At 36.9% G+C, this 19,706-nt stretch carries 18 protein-coding genes; 5 read left to right on the forward strand and 13 right to left on the reverse strand.

What is annotated here, in order from left to right; all coding sequences use genetic code 11:
- Window positions 1-1,556 (forward strand): hypothetical protein (locus AADJ06_RS00005; RefSeq protein WP_341224327.1); only part of this gene is annotated, 1,556 nt, incomplete at its 5' end.
- Here AADJ06_RS00005 and AADJ06_RS00010 read toward each other — a convergent pair.
- A complete protein-coding gene (locus tag AADJ06_RS00010) occupies window positions 1,548-2,255 on the reverse strand; it encodes an NUDIX domain-containing protein (RefSeq protein ID WP_341224328.1) in 708 nt (235 codons plus the stop codon). The genes AADJ06_RS00005 and AADJ06_RS00010 overlap by 9 nt on opposite strands.
- 101 nt (window positions 2,256-2,356) lie before the next feature.
- On the opposite strand from AADJ06_RS00010, the gene AADJ06_RS00015 reads away from it, so the two are divergent.
- Complete coding sequence (locus AADJ06_RS00015) at window positions 2,357-3,337, forward strand: ABC transporter ATP-binding protein (protein ID WP_341224329.1); 981 nt, start codon at window positions 2,357-2,359, stop codon at window positions 3,335-3,337.
- A 1-nt stretch (window position 3,338) separates the two neighbouring features.
- On the opposite strand, the gene hpt is transcribed toward AADJ06_RS00015, so the two are convergent.
- Window positions 3,339-3,869 (reverse strand): hypoxanthine phosphoribosyltransferase, encoded by a 531-nt coding sequence (gene hpt / locus AADJ06_RS00020; RefSeq protein WP_341224330.1) that lies wholly within the window; start codon window positions 3,867-3,869, stop codon window positions 3,339-3,341.
- Between the two features lie 96 nt (window positions 3,870-3,965).
- On the opposite strand from hpt, the gene AADJ06_RS00025 reads away from it, so the two are divergent.
- Window positions 3,966-5,198 (forward strand): tetratricopeptide repeat protein, encoded by a 1,233-nt coding sequence (locus AADJ06_RS00025; RefSeq protein ID WP_341224331.1) that lies wholly within the window; start codon window positions 3,966-3,968, stop codon window positions 5,196-5,198.
- On the opposite strand, the gene AADJ06_RS00030 is transcribed toward AADJ06_RS00025, so the two are convergent.
- From AADJ06_RS00030 to AADJ06_RS00065, 8 genes are all read right to left on the reverse strand, one after another.
- Window positions 5,184-5,654, reverse strand: coding sequence for an Lrp/AsnC family transcriptional regulator (locus AADJ06_RS00030; protein WP_341224332.1), 471 nt, complete (start codon window positions 5,652-5,654; stop codon window positions 5,184-5,186). The two genes, AADJ06_RS00025 and AADJ06_RS00030, sit on opposite strands and share 15 nt — an antisense overlap.
- 126 nt (window positions 5,655-5,780) lie before the next feature.
- A complete protein-coding gene (locus AADJ06_RS00035) occupies window positions 5,781-6,107 on the reverse strand; it encodes an MGMT family protein (RefSeq protein ID WP_341224333.1) in 327 nt (108 codons plus the stop codon).
- Window positions 6,094-6,657 carry a DUF3109 family protein gene (locus AADJ06_RS00040; protein ID WP_341225646.1) on the reverse strand — a complete coding sequence of 188 codons (564 nt, stop codon included), beginning with the start codon at window positions 6,655-6,657 and terminating at the stop codon, window positions 6,094-6,096. Before AADJ06_RS00040 ends, AADJ06_RS00035 begins: the two co-directional genes overlap by 14 nt.
- Window positions 6,658-6,708: 51 nt before the next feature.
- Window positions 6,709-8,796 carry a LysM peptidoglycan-binding domain-containing protein gene (locus AADJ06_RS00045; protein ID WP_341224334.1) on the reverse strand — a complete coding sequence of 696 codons (2,088 nt, stop codon included), beginning with the start codon at window positions 8,794-8,796 and terminating at the stop codon, window positions 6,709-6,711.
- Between the two features lies 1 nt (window position 8,797).
- The gene (locus tag AADJ06_RS00050; RefSeq protein WP_341224335.1) at window positions 8,798-9,439 is read right to left on the reverse strand and encodes an O-methyltransferase; all 642 of its coding nucleotides are present in this window, start codon (window positions 9,437-9,439) and stop codon (window positions 8,798-8,800) included.
- A gap of 131 nt (window positions 9,440-9,570) precedes the next feature.
- Complete coding sequence (gene infB / locus AADJ06_RS00055; protein WP_341224336.1) at window positions 9,571-12,498, reverse strand: translation initiation factor IF-2; 2,928 nt, start codon at window positions 12,496-12,498, stop codon at window positions 9,571-9,573.
- A 52-nt stretch (window positions 12,499-12,550) separates the two neighbouring features.
- On the reverse strand, window positions 12,551-13,795 hold the full coding sequence (nusA, locus tag AADJ06_RS00060; RefSeq protein WP_341224337.1) for a transcription termination factor NusA: 1,245 nt from the start codon (window positions 13,793-13,795) through the stop codon (window positions 12,551-12,553).
- Window positions 13,796-13,815: 20 nt separating this feature from the next.
- On the reverse strand, window positions 13,816-14,277 hold the full coding sequence (locus AADJ06_RS00065) for a ribosome maturation factor RimP (protein ID WP_341224338.1): 462 nt from the start codon (window positions 14,275-14,277) through the stop codon (window positions 13,816-13,818).
- Window positions 14,278-14,637: 360 nt separating this feature from the next.
- Here AADJ06_RS00065 and AADJ06_RS00070 point away from each other — a divergent pair, with 360 nt between their 5' ends.
- Window positions 14,638-15,567, forward strand: coding sequence for an endonuclease/exonuclease/phosphatase family protein (locus AADJ06_RS00070; protein ID WP_341224339.1), 930 nt, complete (start codon window positions 14,638-14,640; stop codon window positions 15,565-15,567).
- Here AADJ06_RS00070 and nadE read toward each other — a convergent pair.
- The 3 genes from nadE to AADJ06_RS00085 form a co-directional block, all read right to left on the reverse strand.
- Window positions 15,564-17,588, reverse strand: a complete 2,025-nt coding sequence (gene nadE, locus AADJ06_RS00075) for an NAD(+) synthase (RefSeq protein ID WP_341224340.1) — start codon at window positions 17,586-17,588, stop codon at window positions 15,564-15,566. The genes AADJ06_RS00070 and nadE overlap by 4 nt on opposite strands.
- A 91-nt stretch (window positions 17,589-17,679) precedes the next feature.
- Window positions 17,680-18,141: a RidA family protein gene (locus tag AADJ06_RS00080; RefSeq protein WP_341224341.1), complete on the reverse strand. Its 462-nt coding sequence runs from the start codon at window positions 18,139-18,141 to the stop codon at window positions 17,680-17,682.
- A gap of 21 nt (window positions 18,142-18,162) precedes the next feature.
- Window positions 18,163-18,936, reverse strand: coding sequence for a prolyl oligopeptidase family serine peptidase (locus AADJ06_RS00085; RefSeq protein ID WP_341224342.1), 774 nt, complete (start codon window positions 18,934-18,936; stop codon window positions 18,163-18,165).
- A gap of 173 nt (window positions 18,937-19,109) precedes the next feature.
- On the opposite strand from AADJ06_RS00085, the gene AADJ06_RS00090 reads away from it, so the two are divergent.
- Window positions 19,110-19,706 carry a trimeric intracellular cation channel family protein gene (locus AADJ06_RS00090; protein WP_341224343.1) on the forward strand — a complete coding sequence of 199 codons (597 nt, stop codon included), beginning with the start codon at window positions 19,110-19,112 and terminating at the stop codon, window positions 19,704-19,706.

Genomic DNA, 19,706 nt, shown 5'->3' on the forward strand with positions numbered 1-19,706 from the left:
TTGAAAATGATAGCCTAAGTGACGGAAGTTCTATTGTAGACCTAACAGACATCACTTTAGATTTAGACCCAGCGACAGCCGGCATCCAAGATACTTTGATAGTAGCAGGTGAAGGAGTTTATGTGTATGATACCTTGACAGGTGAAGTGACATTTACCCCAGAAGTAGGTTTCACAACCGACCCAACACCAATCGTTTATAACTTGATAGAAGACGCAACAGGTTTAGATAGCACGGCAACGATAACGATTACGTATTTAGAAGTTAATCCTCCTATTGCGGAAGATGACTCTAGGTTTGATGTACCTGTTGGACTCGAGGTTACCCTTAATATTGTTGGTAATGATAGTTTAGGAAATATTAATAATATTATTATTGATTTAAACCCAGGAGTTCCTGGAATTCAGGACAGCCTTATTGTTGATGGTGAAGGTATTTACGTTTATGATACTATAACGGGTTCGGTTACTTTCACGCCAGAAGATGATTTTTATGGCCAACCAACCCCAGTTACGTATGAATTGATTGATGGTGAAACCGGCCTTTCTGATGATGCAATAATTACCATAACCTACCAGGATATTGACATGAAGCTTTCTAAGAGTGTTAGCAATAGTTCACCAATGGTAGGAGAGGTAGTGACATATAGTATTACGGTAAGTAACGCAAGTGCCGATACGGTAAACAATATCAGTGTTGTAGATTACCTACCCAATGGCCTCATAAATATTGATAGTATCTCTGGAGGCGGAGTGGTAAGTGGTGATAGTATCATTTGGACTAACTTCACTTTGGCTAATGGGCAGGATAGTGTCTTAACCTTTAATGCAGAGATAGCGGCTTCAACTGATAGTGTAGTCTATGAGAATTTTGCAGAGATTACAACTGCTAATGGTTATGACGATAATTCTGAGCCTAGTAATCTAGATGGTCCTCCAGCTGAGGATGACGAAGATGCAGCATGTGTATTTGTAGATCAGTTCGAAACAATCTATAACTACTGTACGGGTGATTCTATTAGATTGCAACCAGTTGGTATAAATGCAGTTAACTGGACTTATGAATCTGATTCTGTTTCTTTAAGTAGAAGTTCACTTATTATGAATGCACTTACGCAGGCTGATTCAGGAAATTATCTGATTACCTATACTGGAGCATCTGGATGTACATTTACAGAAGATGTTTTATTAAGATATCAGGGTAAGCCATCTGCTATAATAACACCTGTTCCGGCAGAATGTAATGGAGGTAGTACTTTAGACAATGGACACATCATAGTGGTGCCAACAAGTGGAGCTGTTACATACCAGATTTCTGAAGGAACGAGCTTTGACGAAGCCATGGCTACGAGTTTAACACCACAGGCAATTCCATCTGATGGAGTTGTAATTAGAGACTTGGCAAACCAAGTAGGTGGTAGAACCTTCACAGTGAGATTATTCAATAGCAACGGCTGTAGCGAAGACTTTGTGACATTGGTACCAGAAGCTAATTGTAGTTGTCCAGTAGAAGTTTGTGTACCAATAATCTTTAAAAAGACTAAAAGCTTAAACTAAGGAATCGATACTAGGAACAAAATAAAGGTTTGAACTCGCAGCTTTTTCGGAAGTCTGCGAGTTCAGTTTATATAGGTAGGCTCCTTTTTTTGAAAAACCTTTTTGCTTTTCATCTAGCTTAGTTAGTAGCCCACTAGAAAGTATTTTTCTGCTGAAGTTTCTTTTATCAAAAGCCATGTTAAAAATAGCCTCGTAAAGTGCTTGAAGTTGGGGTAGCGTAAATTTCTCAGGAAGTAGCTCAAAACCCAAGGGATGAAAAGCTGCTTTGTTTCTTAATCTTTGAATAGCATTATCTACCATTTGGCCATGGTCAAAAAGAAGTTCAGGTAAATCGTCAAAATCAAACCACTTCGCTTTTTGAGAATTCGCACTAAATTGTTCATAATCGTCTACATTAATTAGAGCAAAGTATGTAACAGAAACAGTTCTTTCTACGGGGTCTCTATCTGGTAGTCCGAAAGTGCTGAGTTGCTCAAGATAAATGTTTTGTAGTCCTGTTAAGTTCTCTAAAATTCTATTAGCTGCTTGGTCAAGCCCTTCTTTAGGCTGAAGCCAGCCGCCCATAAGAGACCAAATATCTTTACTTTCTTCAATCCCCCTTTTTACTAGTAAAAGCTTAAGTTTGGAGCCATCAAAACCAAAGATTATAGAATCCAAAGCCACTAAACATTTGGTTTGTTCGCTGTATAATTCAAGCATAGTAGGGAGTAGGGTAGTTCTTTTTTTTAAGATTTTGGTTTAAACATAAGACTTCAAATTTGGAATTGCTTATTATTACCGAAATTAATTTAATGTAAGATTTGACAAAAGTACTGGAAGTACACAAGCTCAATTTTAGTATTGAGGAAAAAAAAATTGTTAATAGTGTCTCTTTATCATTAAAGAAGCATCAAATTTTAGCATTGCTAGGTCAAAGTGGTTCTGGTAAATCAACCATCTTAAAGCTTATTGCGGGCTTGTTAGAACCCGATTCTGGTAAGTTGTTAATAGACCATGAGAGAATAACACCACCTTCTGAAAAGCTTATTGCGGGACATCCAAAAATTAAGATTGTCCGTCAGGATAATCCGCTTTTTCCAAATATCTCTTTAAGAGAAAATATTGAATACGAACTTCGTTTTTTTAATGAAGAGTATAAAGCAGAGCGAGTTGAAAAGCTTTTGAAAATGACTGGATTGAAAAAAGCAGAACATCAACTACCTAGGCATTCGTCAGAAGGTGAGCAACAGCGTGCGGCTATTGCTAGAGCATTGGCAGACAAGCCGTCATTACTTTTATTAGACGAGCCTTTTTCTAATTTAGACTATAAAAATAAAAGCACCTTAAAAGAAGAGGTAAAACAGCTGGTGGCGGAAGAAAATATGGCTTGCATTTTTGTGACGCATGATATCTCTGATGTTTTTGGAACTGCCGACCAACTGGCAATTCTTAAAAAGGGCAAAATAACCCAGATAAATGAGCCGCTTAGTGTTTATAATTACCCAAATGGCACTTATGAAGCATCTATTTCAGGTGAGTTTAATTTGGTTAAGCAGGATACTGTTTCGCAATTGTTTAAAATTAAGGCCAAAAAAAGAAGGCTAATTATAAGGCCTGAAGCTATTAAGATAGATGCTTCTGGAAAATACAAAGCTAAAATAACTGCTGTAATAGAACGAGGTGTTTATAAGGAATTAGCTCTGAAAATTGAGTCTGAAATTTTAAAATGTTTTACAATGGAAAGCTACACTGTGGGAGACAGTGTCAATTTTGACATACTTAGGTATGCTGAGTTAGATTAGGCTATTCTGCCAAAATCATAATTTCGTCAATATTGCGGCCTAAACCGTCAAAATCTAAACCAAAACCAATCACAAACTTATTGTCTACTTCAAAGCCTACATAGTCAATTTTGAGAGGAACCACGGTAGCCGCTTTTTTATGAAGCAAGGTTAAAATAGAGATGGAGGCTGGGTTTTGTTTTTGAAAGGCAGGGAGTATCTCTTGCATAGTTTTTCCGGTGTCAATAATATCTTCCACTATAACTACATGGCGGTTTTCAATATTTTCACTAAGGCCTATTAATTCCTTAACCTGGCCAGTAGAACTCATTTCTTCGTAAGATTTTACTTTAACAAAGCTCACCTCACAAGCCATTTGAATGTTTTTAAAGAGTTCTGATAGAAACATAAAAGAACCATTTAAAACCCCTACAAAGAGTGGGTCTTTTCCGGCAAAGTCTTTTTCTAACTGGAGGGCCAGCTCTTTTATTTTATTATCTAAAACTTCTTTAGTAATTAAAGGTACAAACTGCTTGCCTTTTATCGTTCTCATTAAATACCAATTGATTTATTTATCCAATAAAGGAAAAAATTAGCTATTTCTATCTTATGAAAGGATATTTGAACAGAATTCACCGATTCTAAATTTATGAAGATACTTTTTAGACTATTAGTATTACTAAGTCTACCTGTTTTGCAAGCTTCGGCTCAAATTTATGATGTTTTTGAAAAAGAGAAAGAACGCCCTGCGAGGCTTTTGACCGATAGGGCTATTCAAATAGAAACTACGGCTGCCATAGATTACATGTATAATTTTAATTTCTATGAGTCGGAACGAGAGTTTAAGTGGCTTTTGGTTAAATATCCGCATCATCCTATAGGCTTTTTTTTGGTAGGCCTTAATTACTGGTGGAGATTAGTGCCAGACACTGGCGTAAAAAAGTATGATGATGTAATTCATGGCTACATGGATAAGAGCATTGACCTGGCTGATGATTTATTAAAAGAAGACAAGGGAAATAATGAGGCCGCTTTCTTTTTAGCGGCGTCTTACGCTTTTAAAGGAAGGCTATATGCTGAAAGAGAAAACTGGGTTAGGGCAGCTTGGGCTGGTAAGCAATCTCTAAAATATTTAGAATTAAGTAGGGGTGATGACTCTATAAACCCAGAACTTATTTTTGGTGATGGTTTGTATAATTTTTATTCCAAATGGATTAGTGAAAACTATAAATCATTGAAACCTCTTTTGACCTTTTTTAAAAAAGGTGATAAAGATTTAGGGATAACTCAACTGGAGAACGTCAGCCGAAATGCCTTTTATACTAGAATGGAGGCTCGTTACTTTTTGGTTCAAATTTATGCTATGGAAGGGCAGCACTCCAAAGCCAGAGAGCTATCAAATCAAATGCATGTTTTGTACCCCAATAATTCATTTTTTCATAGATACGCGGCTAGAAGCAGTTTTGTGTTGGGACGAATGAGGGAGGCCGAAACTTATGCAAAGGAGCTCCTTGATAATATTGCAGCCAATAAATATGGCTATACGGCTAATGAAGGCAGGTATGGGGCGTATATTTTAGGTTATGTAAACCAAAACTATAATAAGGACATAGGGGCAGCTAAGTTTTATTATCAAAAATGTACCGAATTTGCTCAAAGTAATGATTCAGAAGAGTCCGGTTATTACTTAGGTTCTCAGCTAGCTTTGGGAGATTTTGCTATGGACGAGGGTGACTTTTTGACGGCTGCTAGAAAGTATAAACTGATTATTGATACAAAACAAAAGAAATCCGCCTCTTACAAAACTGCAAAAGAGCGGATTAAGACTTTGAAAAAGAAAATTACCGAAGCTAAGAAAAAGCGTAAATTAAGGAATCGGTAATACTTTGCTATTCTTTATTGTTTGAAGAATAACCATTGTTTGCGTACTAGAAACTACATCAATTTCATTGATGGTATCCATGATAAGTTCTTGGTAGTTAGTTATGTCTTGGGCTATAACCTTTAAAAGGAAATCGCATGAGCCAGTCACATGATGGCATTCAATAATCTCAGGAACGCTGTTTATCTTATTAACAAAAGCGTCAATGATAGTTTTTTGATGTCCTTTCAGTGTTACTTGAACAAAAGTTATAACGCCTAAACCTACTTTTTGGCGGTTAACTTGAGCATGATAGCTTTCTATTATTCCTGATTGTTCTAGTTTTTTTACTCTTTCTAAAGTTGGGGCAGGAGATAATCCTACATCTTTAGAGAGTTGTGCATTTGTGATTTTACCGTTGCGTTGTAAAATCTCTAATAACTTGTGGTCGATGACGTCTAATTTTCCAGTTGCCATGTTTTTTATATCAAAATTAAATTTGGTATAAAGTTACAATAACCGACGTTGATTTTATAATTTTTATAAATAAAAATTAATATTCTTAATTCGAAAGTCTTAAGCTAAACCGAAAAATTAATGAATTTAGAGAAGTTCTATGTTTGGATCCCAAAAGTATTCTGCTAAATCTTGGACTTTATCATCAATAATCACAAGGTTCTCAGCCTCTAATTTTTCTTTCATCATATTGGGATGAGGAAAGGCATTTTTTCCAGAAAGAACCCCGGTTTTATTAAGTACTCTGTGGGCAGGTATGTCAGATCTATTATTTAAAGCATTCATAGCCCAACCTACTAGTCTAGCACCTCTTTTTGAACCTAAATACTCCGCTATGGCACCGTAAGAACTCACTCTACCAGGCGGAATGAGTTTAACTACTTCATAAATTTCTTCAAATTTATTCTCCTTCAATTTCCGTTGTTAGTTTTTTGTACCACTCTTCACCATAAGCCCTTTCTAAAGGTTCTTTAAGAAATTTATAAACGGGTACACCTAGTTTTTCTCCTAGCTCACAGGCATCAGAACAAATACTCCATTGGTCATAGTTAAGGGCATGGAATTCCTCATACTTTGTTATTCTAATAGGATAAAGGTGGCAAGATATTGGTTTTAAAAAGTCAATGGCCTTATCGTTATAGGCTTGCTCTATACCGCACTTTAACATACCGTTTTTTTCATATACGGCATAAGCACATTCTCTGTCGCCAATGGTGGTGGTACTGTAGTCGCCTTCTTCGTCTTCTATATAAACACCCTGCTCTTCTATAGCCTTAATGCCTTCTGGAGATAGGTAAGGCTTAATTTTCTCATAAAGCTCAATTAGTACAGGAAGTTCAGATTCTTCCAGAGGTGCACCTAAATCACCTTCTACACAACATGCTCCTTTACATTTCTCTAGGTTACAAACAAATTGTTTTTCCTTGATGTCTTCGCTAATACAGGTGTCGTCTATTAATATCATATCGTAAAAATTCCAATCAGGAGTGTCAAATTGAGCCATGGGTCAAAAACGTTATTTAATACGCAACACTTGCCCAATTTCTATAATATTGCTGTTGATATTATTTATTGATTTTAAGTTTGAAAGAGAAATGTTATAACGTTTTGAAATACTATATAATGTTTCTCCTTTGCTTACGGTATGTGTGCTTGGGTTTTCTGAAACATAGTTACTGACGTTTATTCCATTTTGAGAAACAATCAATTTTTCGCCAATTGATATATTTGTGCCTCTTATGTCATTCCAGTTCTGAATATTTCCAACAGTAGTGTTATACATTTTTGACAAAGAATAAAGAGTTTCTCCTTTTTCTACATTATGGTAAACTACTTCACTTCTAGAAGAGCTAGCCACCGAACTTGCCGCATTACGGTTTACTATTAATTCTTCTCCATACCTAAGTATGTCACTAGATGACATATTGTTAAGACGTCTTAATTCGCTAAGGCTAAGTCCGTATTGTTTAGAAATAGAGTATAACGTTTCTCCTTGTCTTACTAAATGCGTTCTGCGAGTAGGTTCTTCTTTAGGTTTAGGAGTAGTAGGCCTTGTTTTAATTGGTTCTGCTTTGGTATCTATTACTTTTGGTTTTATCGGCTCTGGTTTTGGCTCAACCTTTTTAACCACAGGTTTTTCTACTTCTGGTTTGTCCTCTTTGGAGCTAAGTTTTATTACACCATTATTTGTTCGCGAGGTGTTGTCTAGAATATCTTCTTCAGTATCATCTGGGTCAGATGTTACCACATCATCTCTTTCATACCTAGTTTCAACAGGTATGGTAGGGTATTCATCTTCAGAAAGAACTTCTTCCACAATCTCAATTGGTTGATTCTTTGGACGTTTCTTTTGCAACCAAATGACTCTCCCCGGCTGGATAGTTTCAGGTGATTTTAAGCGGTTATACTTTAGCAACTTTTTAAGTTTGATGGCATACATTTGAGAAATATCCCAGAAGGTTTGCCCTTTTCTGGCGGTATGAAACTCTACAGGTGCCTTGTTTGCTTTCTTTTCCAAATAATAAACTCTTCCAGTTTTTACAATGTGCTTGTCGTCAAGATCATTTAGTTTTAAGAAAGTACTTAGAGGAAAGCCAGCTTTACTGGCAAGTTGCGAGGCTTCATCTCCAGGTTCTGCAAGTATTCCAACTCGTCCATTGATGTCGTACAAAATTGGCTGGTCATCAGATGTGGTAACCAAGGTTTTCTTAACCAAAACAGGGAAGTTTGAGTTAGAAGTGATAGTCTCTTTTCTATTAGAAATTAGCTCTAAAATTTCTTGTTCTCTAGCTTTGTTAATAGGTATCAGTACCTTGTATTCTACACCTGAAGGTGTAGAGGCTGAGTTTAACCAGGCATTGTAGGTACGTAGTTCACTTAAGTCTACACTTAGCTCTACTGCTATTTGTGCTAGTGACTTTGAGCGAGTAGGGTACACGAGCAATTTTCTTGGAGACGCTTTTAGTCTGTTAAGGCGATGTTCGAAAGCAATTCTATGAGCTAGTGCTTTTAATAGATACTCAGGGGTGTCTTCATTAAAGTCTACTTCACTGGCATATGACCAGTTATCAGGAATAGCCTTTGTAGCTCCTGTAGGCCCTTGATTATATGCGTATATACAAGAAATCCAGTTTTTGAAAATCAGGTTATTCTTTTTGAAATAGGTAGCAGCAGCCTTAGTACTTGCGAATAAGTATTTACGCTCATCAATGTTATTATTGATTACTAAGCCCAACTCTTTTCCTGTAGCTTCTTTAAATTGCCAAAAGCCTACTGCCGCCGATGAAGAAAGAGCATCAGGTTTTAAAGCACTTTCTTGAACTGCAAGGTATTTTAAATCGTCTGGTACATTCTCTTCATCAAGAATTTCTTCAATGTATGGGAAATACCATTGCATTAGTTCTAACTTATTTTCCAAATAAGAGTTTTGTGGAGTAAGAAGTGAGGTTACATAGTTGCCTACTTTCTTTTGGGTTTCGATGTCAAGATTTACAATAACATTGGCAAACTCAATTTTTTTTGGAGTTTCCGGAATACTGTAATCAACTTGTGCCAGGGTTGGCAAACTCACAAGAGTAACGAGTAAGAGTATAATGTTTTTCATATTAGGAAATTTTTCTTGCCACCATCAGGCCGTCCCTTAGTGGTAATAGCACTTTTTGTATTCTTTTATCTTTTTTAAGCTTTAAATTATATTTTCTTAGAGCTTTGGTGGTAAGGTCTTTTGAGCCTTCGTCATAAACTTTTCCGTCCCAAAGAACATTGTCAGAAATTATTAAGCCATTAGGGTTTACTTTATCAATTACTAGGTCAAAATAATGTTCATAGTTTCTTTTATTAGCATCAATAAAAACAAGGTCAAAACCGTTTTCGAATTTAGGGATAAGTTGTAATGCATCACCAACTATGTGCTCAATCTTATCTTCAAAACCAGCCTTTAATATATTGTTATTTATTCTTTCTTCTAATTCTTCATTAACGTCAATCGTGATAACTTTTCCACCTTCTGCTAGGCCTTCTGCCAAACAAATGGCTGAATAACCCGTATAGGTACCTATCTCAAGTACTCGCTTAGGTGAAACCAAATATGATAGTACAGATAATAATCTACCTTGAAAATGCCCAGACAGCATTCTTGGCTGTAAGACATTGGCATTGGTATCTCTCCTAATTTCTTTTAAAATTGGAGGCTCCGGGTCACTTATTGATGTACAATAGGTTTCCGCTTCAGAATTGATTATTAGCATAGCACTTTAACTTAAAGCAAAATAACCCCAAAAAACGCATTTTTACAAGTTATTAATAATATTATATTTTCAGAATATATTGAAAATACAATTCATTAAAATAGAGCTATGAATTTCATAGCTCTATTCTTTTATTTTAGTGTTCTTTTTATCTCACGAGTTTCATAAGATTCAATGATATCTCCAATTTGAAGGTCATTAAACTTATTGATTTTGATACCACATTCGTAGCCTTTTTTGACTTCAGAAACATCATCTTTGAAACGTTTCAATTGGTCTATAGAACCATCATGTAATACAATTCCGTCTCTAACAATTCGCACATTATTAGCTCGCTTGACATAGCCGTCCGTTACAAAACTACCAGCAATAGTACCAACTTTAGAGATTTTGAAGATTTCTCTAACCTCTATTGTTCCTGTAATGACTTCTTCCTCCGTAGGGGCAAGTAAGCCTTCCATGGCATCTTTTATCTCGTCAATAGCGGCATAAATTACAGAGTAAAGTCTGATTTCAATTTCCTCGGTGTCAGCTATTCTTCTGGCATTTCCTGAAGGTCTTACTTGGAAACCTAAAATAATAGCATCTGCAGCACTTGCAAGAAGTACATCAGATTCAGAAATTTGACCTACACCTTTGTGAATAATCTTTACTTGAACCTCTTCAGTAGAAAGTTTCAATAAGGAATCAGAAAGTGCTTCTACAGAACCATCCACGTCACCTTTAACAATTACGTTAAGTTCTTTAAAAGAACCAATAGCCTTACGTCTACCAATTTCGTCCAGTGTAATATGTCTTTTGGCTCTGATACTTTGCTCACGAATAATTTGCTCACGTTTGTTAGCAATTTCTCTCGCTTCTCTATCAGTCTCCATTACGTTAAACTTATCTCCAGCCTGTGGAGCACCTGGTAAACCAAGTATCTGAACTGGTGTTGAAGGTCCAGCTTTCTGAATTCTTCCGCCCAAGTCATCAATCATGGCTCTAACACGTCCAAAGTACTGACCAGCTAAAATAATATCACCAACAGCTAAAGTTCCTGCTTCTACCAAAATGGTAGCCACATAACCTCTACCTTTATCAAGCGTAGCCTCAATAACAGTTCCATTTGCTTGTCTATCTGGATTAGCCTTAAGTTCTAATAATTCAGACTCAAGCAATACCTTATCAAGGAGTTCTTCAATACCTACTCCTGTTTTAGCAGAAATTTCTTGTTCTTGATATTTACCTCCCCAAGATTCTAAAAGAATATTATCTTTAGAAAGGTCTTGTCTGATTTTATCAGGGTTAGCTCCTTCTTTATCAATTTTGTTTAAAGCAAATACGATAGGTACACCAGCGTTTTGAGCATGGTTAATTGCTTCTTTGGTTTGTGGCATGACAGAGTCATCTGCAGAAATAACAATAATAACCACATCGGTTACTTTAGCACCCCTTGCTCTCATGGCCGTAAAGGCTTCGTGACCAGGAGTATCTAAGAAAGTTAATGACTTTCCTTTGTTCTCACCGCTTTGCACTTCCACATTATAGGCTCCGATGTGCTGCGTAATTCCTCCAGCTTCACCAGTAGCTACCTTGGTAGTTCTGATATAATCTAGTAAAGATGTTTTACCATGGTCTACGTGACCCATTATAGTAACGATAGGTGCTCTCGGCTTTAAGTCTTCAGGGGCATCTACTACTTCAAGATTATCTGCTTGAATTTCTTCTTCAGCAGAAATAAATTCAACTTCAAAGTCATATTCAAGAGCAATCATCTGTATAGATTCAGCATCAAGACGCTGATTAATGGAAACAAACATTCCCATCTCCATACAAGTACCTATAACTTCATTGACCGATACATTCATCATTGAGGCTAATTCAGAAGCTGAAATAAATTCAGTTACTTTTAGGTAAGTGCTCTCGTGTTGTTCGATAGCCTCATCTAGTTCGGCTCTTTCTGCTCTACTTTTACGTTTTTCTCTTCTTTGTTTGGCACCAAAATCTTGGCCACCTCTAGATTGCATTCTAGCAAGTGTTTGCTTAATGCTATCTTTAACATCAACTTCTTTTGGAGCTTCTTTTCTTCCGCCTCCGCCTCTTTTCTTATTTGCTGAACGGTCGTTTGGTTTGTTTTGACCTCCTGTACCCGATCCTGGACCTGTTTTCTTAGCTTGACCTTCGGTTTCTTTCTTTTTGAAGAATTGCTGATCAGTAATACCCGTAAGCTTGCCCATGCGGCTCACATGCTTACGTTTTCTTTTCTTACGGTCTCCACTAGACTCCGGTTTCTTTTCAACAGGAAGTTCTATTTTTCCTAGTACCTTAAGACCTGCCAATTTGTCTCCTTTGGCTTTTATAATTCCACTATCTGCAGGTTTAGCAGGTTCTGCTTTTTCCTCAGTTTTTGGTGCTTCAGTCTTGGCAACTTCCGGTTTCTTAATTTCTGGAACTACCTCTTTTTTAGGAGCCTCTTCTATTTTAGGTTCTGGAGTTTTTTTCTCTGCTATTACAGGAGGTGCTACTGGAGCGGGTTTCTCTACAGGCTTTTCTTCTACTACAGGTTCAGGTTTAACTTCTGGCTCTGGAGTTTTTTCTGGTTCAGCTTTAACCTCAGGTTCTGGAATTATTTCAGGCTCAGGCTTAACTTCTGGAGTTGGCTCTGGTTTTACAACCTTAGGTTCCGGAATTGGTTCAGGAGTTGGTTTTTCCGGAATAGGCTTAGATTTAGCATCTAAATCAATTTTACCTAAAACTTTAGGTCCATCAAGCTTAGTCTCAAATTTGACCTTCTCAATTTCTGGTTCCTCCTTGGCTTTAGGCTCCTCTCTAAAATAAAGTATTTCAGAATCCTGATTTTCAGGTTTAGTTTCTTGGGCTTTTGGCTTGTTATCACCAATTAAGACTGTAGACTCATATTTGTCTTGCAATATTGCAAGTAAGTCGGAGCTTAATTTGGCGTTTGGATTAGTTCCTACGTTGTGACCTTCTGAGGCAAGTGCTTCCACCACATGAGATAAACTCACGTTTAATTTTCTTGCCACTTGGCTCAATCGCATCACTTTATTTTCTGCCATAAATCTGTTTTAACACTTTTTTGTTTTGAGGATTCGTAAAGATACAGCGTTTTTATTCAAATTCGCTTGCTAAAATAGCTAATACCTCTACTACTGTACTTTCCTCAAGTTCGGTTCTTCTTACCAATTCTTCTTTATTAAGAGCCAATACTGATTTTGCAGTATCTAATCCAATACCATGAAGCTCTTTTAATACCCAAGCTTCAATTTCATCAGAAAACTCTGTTAAGTCCACATCTTCTTCGATGAAGTCTTGCTCTACATCTCGGAATACATCTAGCTCCATGCCTATAAGGCGGCTAGCTAATTTGATATTCAAGCCACCTCTACCAATAGCCAAAGACACTTGGTCTGGCTTTAGGAATACAGAAGCTCTTTCTCCATTCTCATCTATCTGTACAGAACTTATCTTAGCAGGGCTAAGTGCTCTAGATATGAAAAGGTGCGTATTATCAGTCCATTGAATTACATCAATGTTCTCATTTTCAAGTTCACGCACAATGCTGTGAATTCTACTACCTTTCATTCCTACACAAGCTCCTACAGGGTCAATTCTGTCGTCAAAAGACTCTACAGCTACTTTAGCTCTGTCTCCTGGCTCTCTAACAATTTTCTTAATGGATATTAAACCATCAAGAATCTCAGGGATTTCTTGTTCAAAAAGTCTTTCTAAGAAAACAGGAGAGGTTCTAGATAATAATACTCTCGGGTTTCCATTATTGAGTTCAGCTTTATGAACTACAGCTCTTATGCTGTTTCCTTTACGGAATCTATCTTTTGGGATTTGCTCAAACTTCGGTAAAGAAAGTTCATTGCCATCCATGTCAAGACAAATTACTTCACGACCTAGAATCTGATAAACTTCTACTGTCAAAAGTTCGCCTACTTGATCTTTATAAAGATCATAAAGCATTTCTTTTTCAAGGTCTTTAATTTTCTGAATAAGTGTTTGACGAGCTGTTTGAACCACTCTCCTTCCAAAATCGATAAGTTTCACCTCTTCGGCTACTTCCTCACCAATTTCAAAGTCAGGCTCAATTTTTCTAGCCTCTGTTAACGGAATCTTATCAGTATCCCAAATGTCTTCAGAGTTATCGTCAACAATTTCACGCGTACGCCACATTTCTAAGTCGCCAGTTTCGGCATTTAGAATGATGTCAAAATTATGGTCGTCCTCGTATTTCTTACGAATCATGGTACGTAAAACGTCCTCCAAAACCGCAATCATGGTAGGTCTGTCAATGTTTTTTTCACGGGCAAACTCCGAAAACGACGCTACTAAATCTCCACTATCCATTATAGAAAATGTTTAAATTTTTAATTAAAAGAAACTTGTACACGAGCTTCTTTAATATTTTCAAAAGCCAAACTAACTTTTTCTGGCTGTTTTTTTTCTTTCTTTTTTTTCTCTGGCAAAAGCATTATCTCTAAATCGCCTGCTTCCAGCAGCTCTCCTTTGAAATCATCCCCGTCTAAGGTTATTACTCTTAAACTCTTACCAATGTTTTTATGATACTGACGTTTTAATTTTAGCGGAGTGTCTAAACCGGGAGATGAAACTTCTAAGGTGTAAGCATCATCAATCAATTCTTCTAATCTGTCGCCTAATTCTCTACTTACTCTGCTGCAATCTGCAATTCCTATGCCCTCATCAGTATCAATTAATACTGTAATTTTCTGTCTAATTTTAGAGCTACTTACCTTAACATCAACCAAGAACTGAAGTTCAAGGTCGAGTAGTTCTTCTACTATTAGTCCAATTTGTTGAGAGTCGAGCATGCTTTGATTCAGAATATGTAGCAATAAAAAAGGAGGTCTAAACCCTCCTCAACGTCACCATTCTGCTGCAAAGGTACTTTAATATTTCTTTTTTGCCAATTTTTGTTTTCTATTTTGAAACTAAGGTAATGTGACTGTCCTAAAATTAAAAATTCCTATCTTTCGGCATCTTTTTGAGACCAATAAACAGTGCATTTTCTGAAAAAGTTTGTCATAAAATTTTACTTCCTTTTAAACTTCATAGTGGGTTTATATGCTCTATTTGTATTTCAACTGTCTTATCAGTCAAATATAAAGCATTGGTTTGTTGGTTTTTTGACACTAACTGTGCCTTTAGCTTTCGCGGGTAACTTGTTTTTTATGTTTTCATACATTTTTGCAAAGTCATGGAAGTTTATTCTTTCTCTTTTGATTTTGGTGGCTGGCTTTCCGCTAATAGAACGTACCATCAAATTTAATTTTCCAAAAGAGCAGCAGACTGGCTTACCTAAACTTTCGGTTTTAAGTTATAATGTAATGTACTGCGATAATGCTAGGGCTAATACTGAAGAGGGGAAGGCCGTATCTTTAAGTTTAATTAATGATATGGATACCTTGACTGCAGATATTAAATGCTTTCAAGAATTGTATAATAAGCCAAAGGATAGTGTTTTTGATGTTTTTAGTCGTTTAAAGAGACATACGCCGTATTTTACTTATATGCATTCTGATATTGACGAGAGTAGTAAAGTAGGGTCTGTAGGGCTAGCCATATTTTCGAAATACCCAATTATTCATAAGGAGGAGATATCTTGGAAGACAAATAATAATGGATTGCTTTTAGCCGATATTGTGGTGAAAAAAGATACCATTAGAGTTTTTAATGTTCAAATGAAATCGATGGGAATTAGGGTGGCAAAAGCCATTACAAGAAATGAGGTGGTAAGGAATAAGGAAGCTAAAAATATTCTATCGCAATTGAAATTAGGCTTTAAAGACAGAGGTTTTCAGGTAGATGAATTAGAAGAACTTATTAAAGTGAGCCCTTATCCTGTGATAGTAGCAGGTGATTTTAACGAGATGCCCTATGGTTACGCCTATGGTAGAGTTAGAAAACAATTAGAAAACAGTTTTGAAGATAGTGGCTATGGTTTTGGATTTACCTATCATAAGATGCCCAGCTTCTTAAGAATTGATAATATTTTTTACAAAGAAGATAAGTTTCAAATTCAGGGATTTGAAACTTATCGAGATTTAGAAAATTCAGACCATTATCCTATTCGGGCTTCTTACGGAATAAAACCGTCTTAAAATCCTATTTTCTTACTTTTTGAGATAGGCTTACCTTCAAAATATTCCTTTAGTTCTTCTAATTCCTGCTCAAAACCTCCACTCAAAATTGGGAATCGGCACCAGCTTCTTGGGTCTAAGTTTCTATTATCTAAGTGAAAAGATGGGGCATACCTTTCTCGTTTCCATTGGTTTCTGCTCCAAAGTTTAAAGAATCGGGTTGTCCAATTGAATAAGTCTTCTCTAGTATAGTCATTTGCCCATAATACTTCCATGTATTGAAAGCTTTCGGTAGGAGATTTTTTGTCTTTAACAGCTACTTTTTCAATAGCATTGAGAACTTCATAAGGCATAAGGTCTTTTTCGTCACTTTGCATTTGGTCTTTAGGCCTCAGCTCGGCAGTTGGGTTTAATGCATTGACATACTTTAATCCTTCTATTTTTATGTGTTTTCCTTTTACATGACAACCTTTTTTCTCTAGCCAAATTAACCAGCTTCTCAGCCAATGTTTGTCAATACCAGCAATAGGGCTAATACTACCAGCAGTGTCTCCGTCCATGGTACAGTAACCCACTGCCACTTCAGAACGATTTGAGGTGGCTAAAAGCAAATGCCCTGTTATGTTATTTAACAACCAAACGCCTGGGGCCCTAACTCTAGCTTGAATGTTTTGCAAAGCAATATCATCCGTAGCCCAAGTTAATTCACGGTCAATCTGGCCTTCAATCATGCCTGTGTACTGCTCTACCAGTCCATTAATATTGACATCATAAAACTTTGCACCCATTGATTCTGCTAAAGCACGAGCAGAGTTTTTTGTTTCATCTGAACTGTTTTCAGTTCCTTGATAAATAGTATGAATAATTTGGTGTGAAACTTCCTCTTCTGTTTTACAAGCTTGAATTTTTTTAATGTGTCCTAAGCGAGCCTTCATGGCATCAAAACCAATACTTTCGTCTGCTAATCTTATCATTAAGCCACATAGTGCAGTACAAGCACTAGAATCTGCACCACCAGAAAGTGAAATAGTGAAACCTTGTGACCTAGACTTTCTTAAATAATCAAAAAGGCCCAAACAAACTGCTCTTGCAAACTCTTCTTCCTTTAATGAGCCACCGCTTTCAAAAGCCTCTAAAGTAGCTTCTTCATAGCTTGGTTTGATATTCGTCGGAAACTCGAATGGGAAAGAGATTTTATTTGGCGTAGCCTTAGGTCTTGTTTTGATTTTAGTGAAATCTACGGCCGTTTGGTCGGTGTCAATTACTGCTGTGGTAAGCGTATGAGATGCATAACTAAACCTATCGCTAGAGCGAAGTAAAACGCCATTACTGGCAATTTGGGCATCACCGTCAAAAACCAATCTGCCTGATTCATTACCGAGTAAATTGGTATAAATGTAGCTACAGGCATGACTGCGAGAACTTTCGATAATTAATCTCTCCCGCGTTCTGAATTTGTTGAACTCAAAAGGAGAGGCACTCGGATTTAGTACTATGTCTACACCACTGTTGAAATAAGAGTCTGCTGGTCTGTTTGGAACCCATGCGTCTTCACATATTTCTATGGCAATTTTCACATTGTCTAGCTCAAAAATCAAGTCACCCACTGGATATTTAAAACCATTAATACTTACCTCGTCTTTTAAATTATCCGGCCATCTATGAAACCATCTATCTTCATAAAATACGCCATAGTTAGGTAGGTGCCTCTTACAGGCAAAGCCGAGAATATTCTTGTCTGCTAGTAAACATGCGGCATTGAAAAGTTTATTGTTTATCTCAAGTGGTAAACCCACACAAACCACTATTCCAGCAGTATGGTCTTTGATTTCTTTTAATGATTCTAAAGCTTTACGCTGTACATCAGGTGAGTAAAAAGCGTCTTCACAGCCATAGCCTGTAATGGCTAGTTCTGGCAAACAAAGAATAGCGACTCCCTGCTTTTTTGCCGCTTCAATGGTCTCAATGCAGTTTTTGACATTCTGTTTCCAATCTAGAGGGGTCTGATTTAAGGCCCCGGAAGCTACTTTAAGAATCTTCATGAATTAGTGTAAGAGATTTATACAAAAATAAGACAAATATCCGAGTAGAGATTTGTCTTATTTAAATGGAAAAATGGCCTGATTAGGCCTATTAATGAATTTCAAATTGTCCTTCTATTTCTACAGAGATACGTCCCGGAAGTGAGCCAAAACCTACGGCACTTCTAGAACCCAATCCATTTTTGTAGCCCCACACTTCTTCAAAAAGCTCGCTACAGCCATTTATTATCTTTGGGTGGTTTTCAAAATCTGGGTCAGCGTTTACCATACCTAAAAGTTTAACAACTCTTTTAACTTTGGTCAAGCTACCAAATTCTGCTTTAAGGGTTGCCAACATGGTTAAACCCGTTTGAAAGGCTGCTTCTTTTCCAAAAGCTTCATCTACTTCAGAGCCTACTTTGCCGGTATGCTGGCTGCCGTCTGGTAGGTTTGGGCCATGGCCACTCACGTAAACCATTTTGCCAACAATTATTAATGGTTTGTAAACACCACCTGGGGCAGGTGCTGGAGGAACCTTGTCAGCGTATTTATTGAAAACTTCGTCTAAAATCATGTGTATTAATTGGTTTGGAGTTTATCTTTTAAATTGAAATAACCAAGTAGGGTAGGTAGCTTCTTTGAAAGTATTATCCCAGCTATTATGATTGACCCCAGGGTATTCAGTATAGGTTACATTGGCATTTAAAGCCTTCAGCTTGGCGTACATTTCTCGTGAGTTTTTGACATCAACTACACCGTCTACATCGCCATGAAAAATCCAAAAAGGTACTTTTGCTTGTTTTTTGCCGTAGGCTAAAACTTCTCCACCACCACAAACTGGCACGGCTGCCGCAAATAGTTTTGGGTATCTGTAAACGGCTTCAAATGTTCCCATACCTCCCATGGATAATCCTGTGATATAAACTCTGTGCTTGTCTGCCTTTTTTGATTTAATAAAACTTTTGGTCAGTTCAATAGCTGCATGTAAAGAAGGAGTTTCTTTATTGTTGTAGTCAAAGTTGATTTCTAGTGGATATTTGCCGCGGCTTATGTCCGCCGAACTCCAGTATCCTTCTTTAGGGCATTGTGGTAAAATAACTATAGCTGGATTATCCTTTAACCTTTCTGTGAAAACCCATGAGCCATGCTTTAATTGAGACTCGTTATCACTGCCTCTTTCTCCAGCTCCATGTAAAAAGAGAATTAATGGATATTTTTTGTCGGACTCATAATTTTCAGGGTACAAAATTCTATAATCTATCTGCGTTCCTTGACTGTCTGTGAAGGAGGCTGATTGATACTTTTCTTTTTGAGCGAATCCTGAAAAGACTAGAAATGAAAAAAGTAAGGATAAGGATAGACTTCTCATTGATTTTAGGGATGGTTTATTCTCTCCAAATATCGGTTTATTACTTGAGTATGTCAAATAAGAGGGATTAGCTGGGCTTGTTATTTTATAGGTTCGTGAACATAAATGTAATCTTTTTGGTTAGCCTTTTTCTTATTACTTTATCTGTCACAAGTTGACAGCAAATAAAACGAATGAATTGGATTTACTTTTTTGAAATTCTTGGTACTATAATTTTTGTTATAAGTGGTGTGATGACTGCTATCGATGACGATTTTGATGTAGTAGGTTCTATTATAATAGGTATAGTGACCGCTGTGGGTGGCGGAACAGTTAGAGATGTGCTTATAGGTCAAACTCCTGTAGGCTGGATGAGAGATACAAGTTACCTATGGGCTATGCTAGCAGGTGTGATTTTATCTTACTTGTTTAAAAAGTATATTGTCAAATTAAGAAGAAGCATGTTCTTTTTTGATACCATGGGAATAGGTTTGTTTACTATTCTAGGATTACAGAAAACTCTAAATGCTGGTTTAGAGGTGCCTTTTGCTGTATTAATGGGTATCGTCTCTGCTGTTTTTGGTGGTGTTATTAGAGATGTGTTGACTAATCGTGTTCCGCTTATATTTAGAAGAGAAATTTACGCCACCGCCTGTTTGGTAGGTGCCTTGGTTTTTCTGGCATTAGAGCAATTTACTGATGCCCTTACTATAAACATGGGCGTGTCTATGCTGGTGGTTATGATAATTAGGTATTTGTCTGTGCGTAATAACTGGGGTTTAAAACTTTAA

The organism is uncultured Arcticibacterium sp. (assembly GCF_964021845.1).
GTDB lineage: Bacteria > Bacteroidota > Bacteroidia > Cytophagales > Spirosomataceae > Arcticibacterium.